2 tRNA genes and 3 rRNA genes are annotated in these 5,922 nt (G+C 55.9%); all 5 read left to right on the top strand.

The annotated features are described in order from the left end of the window. Positions 1-221: 221 nt before the first annotated feature. Positions 222-1,711: ribosomal RNA gene (locus V2L18_RS23375) — 16S ribosomal RNA — on the top strand. A gap of 298 nt (positions 1,712-2,009) precedes the next feature. Next, positions 2,010-2,086, top strand: a tRNA-Ile gene (locus V2L18_RS23370). A gap of 235 nt (positions 2,087-2,321) precedes the next feature. Further along, positions 2,322-2,397, top strand: a tRNA-Ala gene (locus V2L18_RS23365). A 424-nt stretch (positions 2,398-2,821) separates the two neighbouring features. After that, a 23S ribosomal RNA gene (locus tag V2L18_RS23360) occupies positions 2,822-5,563 on the top strand. Between the two features lie 230 nt (positions 5,564-5,793). Then, a 5S ribosomal RNA gene (rrf, locus tag V2L18_RS23355) occupies positions 5,794-5,908 on the top strand. Together the 16S, 23S and 5S rRNA genes with 2 tRNA genes alongside form the textbook arrangement of a ribosomal RNA operon. The last annotated feature ends 14 nt before the right edge of the window (positions 5,909-5,922 follow it).

The raw sequence follows: 5,922 nt of genomic DNA, 5'->3' as shown, positions 1-5,922 counted from the left end.
TCGGTTTTTTGACAATTTGATAAGAAGAAAGAGAAACGTGGGCGGCGTTGGGCTTGCGGGTTCGAAGGGGAAGGGTGACCTTTTCTGGTAGGACCGGACGAGACTTCGGCGGACACGTTTTTCGAGACACTCAAGACGTTGGTTCATGCTTTAGGGCGTGGATTGACGGATGTGTGTCCTCGTCAAAATGCGTGACCAAGAAAGCCGATCAAAATCTCATTGAACTTGAGAGTTTGATCCTGGCTCAGAACGAACGCTGGCGGCAGGCTTAACACATGCAAGTCGAACGCCCTCTTCGGAGGGAGTGGCAGACGGGTGAGTAACGCGTGGGAACATACCCAATGGTACGGAACAACTGAGGGAAACTTCAGCTAATACCGTATGTGCCCTAAGGGGGAAAGATTTATCGCCATTGGATTGGCCCGCGTTGGATTAGCTAGTTGGTGAGGTAACGGCCCACCAAGGCGACGATCCATAGCTGGTCTGAGAGGATGATCAGCCACATTGGGACTGAGACACGGCCCAAACTCCTACGGGAGGCAGCAGTGGGGAATATTGGACAATGGGCGCAAGCCTGATCCAGCCATGCCGCGTGAGTGATGAAGGCCCTAGGGTTGTAAAGCTCTTTCAGTCGTGAAGATAATGACATTAGCGACAGAAGAAGCCCCGGCTAACTTCGTGCCAGCAGCCGCGGTAATACGAAGGGGGCTAGCGTTGTTCGGAATCACTGGGCGTAAAGCGCACGTAGGTGGACATTTAAGTCAGGGGTGAAATCCCGGGGCTCAACCCCGGAACTGCCTTTGATACTGGATGTCTAGAGGCCGAGAGAGGTGAGTGGAACTCCGAGTGTAGAGGTGAAATTCGTAGATATTCGGAAGAACACCAGTGGCGAAGGCGGCTCACTGGCTCGGTACTGACGCTGAGGTGCGAAAGCGTGGGGAGCAAACAGGATTAGATACCCTGGTAGTCCACGCCGTAAACGATGGAAGCTAGCTGTCGGGCAGCATGCTGTTCGGTGGCGCAGTTAACGCATTAAGCTTCCCGCCTGGGGAGTACGGTCGCAAGATTAAAACTCAAAGGAATTGACGGGGGCCCGCACAAGCGGTGGAGCATGTGGTTTAATTCGAAGCAACGCGCAGAACCTTACCAGCCCTTGACATCCCGATCGCGGTTAGTGGAGACACTTTCCTTCAGTTCGGCTGGATCGGAGACAGGTGCTGCATGGCTGTCGTCAGCTCGTGTCGTGAGATGTTGGGTTAAGTCCCGCAACGAGCGCAACCCTCGCCCTTAGTTGCCAGCATTCAGTTGGGCACTCTAGGGGGACTGCCGGTGATAAGCCGGAGGAAGGTGGGGATGACGTCAAGTCCTCATGGCCCTTACGGGCTGGGCTACACACGTGCTACAATGGCGGTGACAGTGGGCAGCGAACTCGCGAGAGTGAGCTAATCTCCAAAAACCGTCTCAGTTCGGATTGCACTCTGCAACTCGGGTGCATGAAGTTGGAATCGCTAGTAATCGCGGATCAGCATGCCGCGGTGAATACGTTCCCGGGCCTTGTACACACCGCCCGTCACACCATGGGAGTTGGTTCTACCCGAAGGCGTTGCGCTAACCTGGCAACAGGAGGCAGGCGACCACGGTAGGGTCAGCGACTGGGGTGAAGTCGTAACAAGGTAGCCGTAGGGGAACCTGCGGCTGGATCACCTCCTTTCTAAGGATTGTCCTTCAGAGCTTGCTCTATCGGACTTTCAATAGAACACGGTCGGATTTGCGCTTCTCACGGAGTTGCGGTCACGATCAAAAACATGAGCGAGCACACTGCCGCCTTCGTTTCTCTTTCTTCACAAGAACAAGTCGAGATAACCGCTCGATGCCGGGTCCTCTGGATGAGATCCAGATTTGGGCACGTGTCGACGTGTGAGCGTCGCAAGCCCGAACGGGCGCCGGCCGGTCAGGCCGCCCCCGTGGAGGTCAGCGCGCAAGCGTGTCGGGCCGTGAGCGCAAACGATGGGCCCGTAGCTCAGGTGGTTAGAGCGCACGCCTGATAAGCGTGAGGTCGGTAGTTCGAGTCTACCCGGGCCCACCATTCGCTTAACGCTCATGGTTGCCCCGTGTAGGTTTATGCCTTGCACGTCCTCGGAGCTTCGCTCCTGCGGGCGATGCGGGCCGGGCCCACCATTTGCTTACGCATTCGGCTGCCCCGTGTAGGTCTTTTGCTTTGTTCGTCCTCGATCCTTCGGATCTGCGGGCGAACGGGCCGGGCTTACCTCGGTGCCATCTGTGCGGATTATCGGTGCGTTGCGACGACGAAAACTCAACCCGGGGGCATAGCTCAGTTGGGAGAGCGCGTGCTTTGCAAGCATGAGGTCGTCGGTTCGATCCCGTCTGCCTCCACCAAAACTCTTCGCGTTTGCGATGATTTGGGTGTTGAGTTGCGGATCTTGTTCTTGGAAGAAAACCACAGTTTGCGGCTGTCTTCGGACGGTTCGCATGTCCAGCTTTGACATCGTTGAGAGAAGATTTGTTCGAACGACCGGATCCTGGTCTTCGTCCAAGGTATGTGTGCCGAGAGGTTCGCATGGCTTGGGTGTGGGATCCGCTCAGTCCGCAAAGCGCACCCCTGAGGCTGCTTCGGCAGCATCTGGCGCAGTTATGGACGGTACAGCCTGACCGCGTGCCTCGAACAGATCTCAGAAGAAACTGGTCTTTTTATTGTCGAGACATCTGCTCGCGGAGCTTGTGATCGATCCCTTACTCATGGGGCTCTTGGTTGCGTGCGGCTGCGGGACGCTAGAAACGGATGATCATCGATAATGAGAGTGATCAAGTGCCTTAAGGGCGTTTGGTGGATGCCTAGGTGGCAAGAGGCGATGAAGGACGTGATACGCTGCGATAAGCGTCGGGGAGCTGCGAATAAGCTTTGATCCGGCGATTTCCGAATGGGGCAACCCACTCCGCAAGGAGTATCCCTAAGTTTAACGATTTAGGGAAGCGAACCCAGGGAACTGAAACATCTAAGTACCTGGAGGAAAGGACATCAAAAGAGACTCCGCTAGTAGTGGCGAGCGAACGCGGACCAGGCCAGTGGCGCATGTTTAAGAACCGGAACCGTCTGGAAAGTCGGGCGATATGGGTGACAGCCCCGTACGGGTAGAAAGAGCATGCGTCCTCGAGTAGGGCGGGACACGTGAAATCCTGTCTGAACATGGGGGGACCACCCTCCAAGCCTAAGTACTCCTTGCCGACCGATAGTGAACCAGTACCGTGAGGGAAAGGTGAAAAGCACCCCGACGAGGGGAGTGAAACAGATCCTGAAACCGGACGCCTACAAACAGTTGGAGCCCAAGGTTCGTCCTGGGTGACAGCGTACCTTTTGTATAATGGGTCAGCGACTTAGTGTAACGAGCAAGCTTAAGCCGATAGGTGTATGCGCAGCGAAAGCGAGTCTGAACAGGGCGTTCAGTTCGTTGTACTAGACCCGAAACCGAGTGATCTAGCCATGAGCAGGTTGAAGGTGCGGTAACACGCACTGGAGGACCGAACCCACGTCTGTTGAAAAAGACGGGGATGACTTGTGGCTAGGGGTGAAAGGCCAATCAAACTCGGAAATAGCTGGTTCTCCGCGAAATCTATTTAGGTAGAGCGTTGGACGAATACCTCGGGGGGTAGAGCACTGGATGGGCTAGGGGTCCTCACCGGATTACCAAACCTAACCAAACTCCGAATACCCGAGAGTACTATCCAGCAGACACACGGCGGGTGCTAACGTCCGTCGTGAAGAGGGAAACAACCCTGACCGCCGATTAAGGTCCCGAAGTCATGGCTAAGTGGGAAAGGATGTAGAACTCCCAAAACAACCAGGATGTTGGCTTAGAAGCAGCCATCATTTAAAGAAAGCGTAACAGCTCACTGGTCTAAATAAGGGGTTCCGCGCCGACAATGTAACGGGGCTCAAGCCATGCACCGAAATCGCGGGCTCAGCTTGTCTGAGCGGTAGCGGAGCGTTCCGTAGGTCCGTGAAGGGATACTCGCGAGAGGTCCTGGAGATATCGGAAGTGCGAATGCTGACATGAGTAACGACAAACAGTGTGAGAGACACTGTCGCCGAAAGTCCAAGGGTTCCTGCGCAACGCTAATCGGCGCAGGGTTAGCCGGCCCCTAAGTCGAGGCAGACATGCGTAGACGATGGGAATGCAGTCAATATTCTGCAGCCTGCGGGTAGTGACGGATGCCGTGTATCGTAGTTCCTTACTGGATTGGAGCTGCGGTGAAGGTGTTCCAGGAAATAGCTCCCGCGTACAGACCGTACCCGAAACCGACACAGGTGGACTGGTAGAGCATACCAAGGCGCTTGAGAGAACTATGCTGAAGGAACTCGGCAAATTGCTCCCGTAAGTTCGCGAGAAGGGAGACCTCCGTTTGGGCAACCAGGCGGGGGTGGCACAGACCAGGGGGTGGCGACTGTTTATCAAAAACACAGGGCTCTGCGAAGCCGCAAGGCGACGTATAGGGTCTGACGCCTGCCCGGTGCCGGAAGGTTAAGAGGAGGTGTGCAAGCACCGAATTGAAGCCCCGGTAAACGGCGGCCGTAACTATAACGGTCCTAAGGTAGCGAAATTCCTTGTCGGGTAAGTTCCGACCTGCACGAATGGCGTAACGACTTCCCCGCTGTCTCCAGCATAGACTCAGTGAAATTGAATTCCCCGTGAAGATGCGGGGTTCCTGCGGTCAGACGGAAAGACCCCGTGCACCTTTACTACAGCTTCACACTGGCATTCGTGCCGGCATGTGTAGGATAGGTGGTAGGCTTTGAAGCCAGGGCGCCAGCCTTGGTGGAGCCATCCTTGAAATACCACCCTTACCTGCATGGATGTCTAACCGCGATGTCACAGCATCCGGGACAGTGTGTGGCGGGTAGTTTGACTGGGGCGGTCGCCTCCCAAAGAGTAACGGAGGCGCGCGATGGTGGGCTCAGAACGGTCGGAAATCGTTCGCTGAGTGCAATGGCATAAGCCCGCCTGACTGCGAGACTGACAAGTCGAGCAGAGACGAAAGTCGGTCATAGTGATCCGGTGGTCCCTCGTGGAAGGGCCATCGCTCAACGGATAAAAGGTACGCCGGGGATAACAGGCTGATGATCTCCAAGAGTCCATATCGACGAGATCGTTTGGCACCTCGATGTCGACTCATCACATCCTGGGGCTGGAGCAGGTCCCAAGGGTTCGGCTGTTCGCCGATTAAAGTGGTACGTGAGTTGGGTTCAGAACGTCGCGAGACAGTTCGGTCCCTATCTGCCGTGGGTGTAGGAGAATTGAGAGGATCTGTCCCTAGTACGAGAGGACCGGGATGGACATATCTCTGGTGGACCTGTTGTCGCGCCAGCGGCATAGCAGGGTAGCTACATATGGTCGGGATAACCGCTGAAAGCATCTAAGCGGGAAACCCACCTCGAAACGAGTTCTCCCTGAAGAGTCGTGGAAGACCACCACGTTGATAGGCCGGGTGTGGAAGTGCAGCAATGCATGCAGCTTACCGGTACTAATAACTCGTCAGGCTTGATCACTCTCATTAATCAATGATCATCTGCTTGCAGCAGATGTCTCTTTGTCCTCACGCCGTACGGACCTTCGGTCCTGGCTGCGGACGGCGCGCGCCACACGGCGCGGCGGCCGGTCGGCCTTGCGACCACCCTTGTCGGGTGGCCGGCATGTGCCCTCCTCACGTCGTTCCTGGCGCGCTTATCTCGACAACCTGAAAAAACCAGTTTCTTCTGTCATTGATGTTCTTCGCCGGCCTGGTGGCTATTGCGGGGAGCCCCCACCCGATCCCATTCCGAACTCGGCCGTGAAACTCCCCAGCGCCAATGGTACTTCGTCTCAAGACGCGGGAGAGTAGGTCACCGCCAGGCCTGCAAAGAACATC

Source organism: Breoghania sp. JC706, assembly GCF_037026715.1.
Taxonomy (GTDB): Bacteria; Pseudomonadota; Alphaproteobacteria; order Rhizobiales; family Stappiaceae; genus Breoghania.
This window is presented reverse-complemented; position numbering and strand designations above follow the sequence as displayed.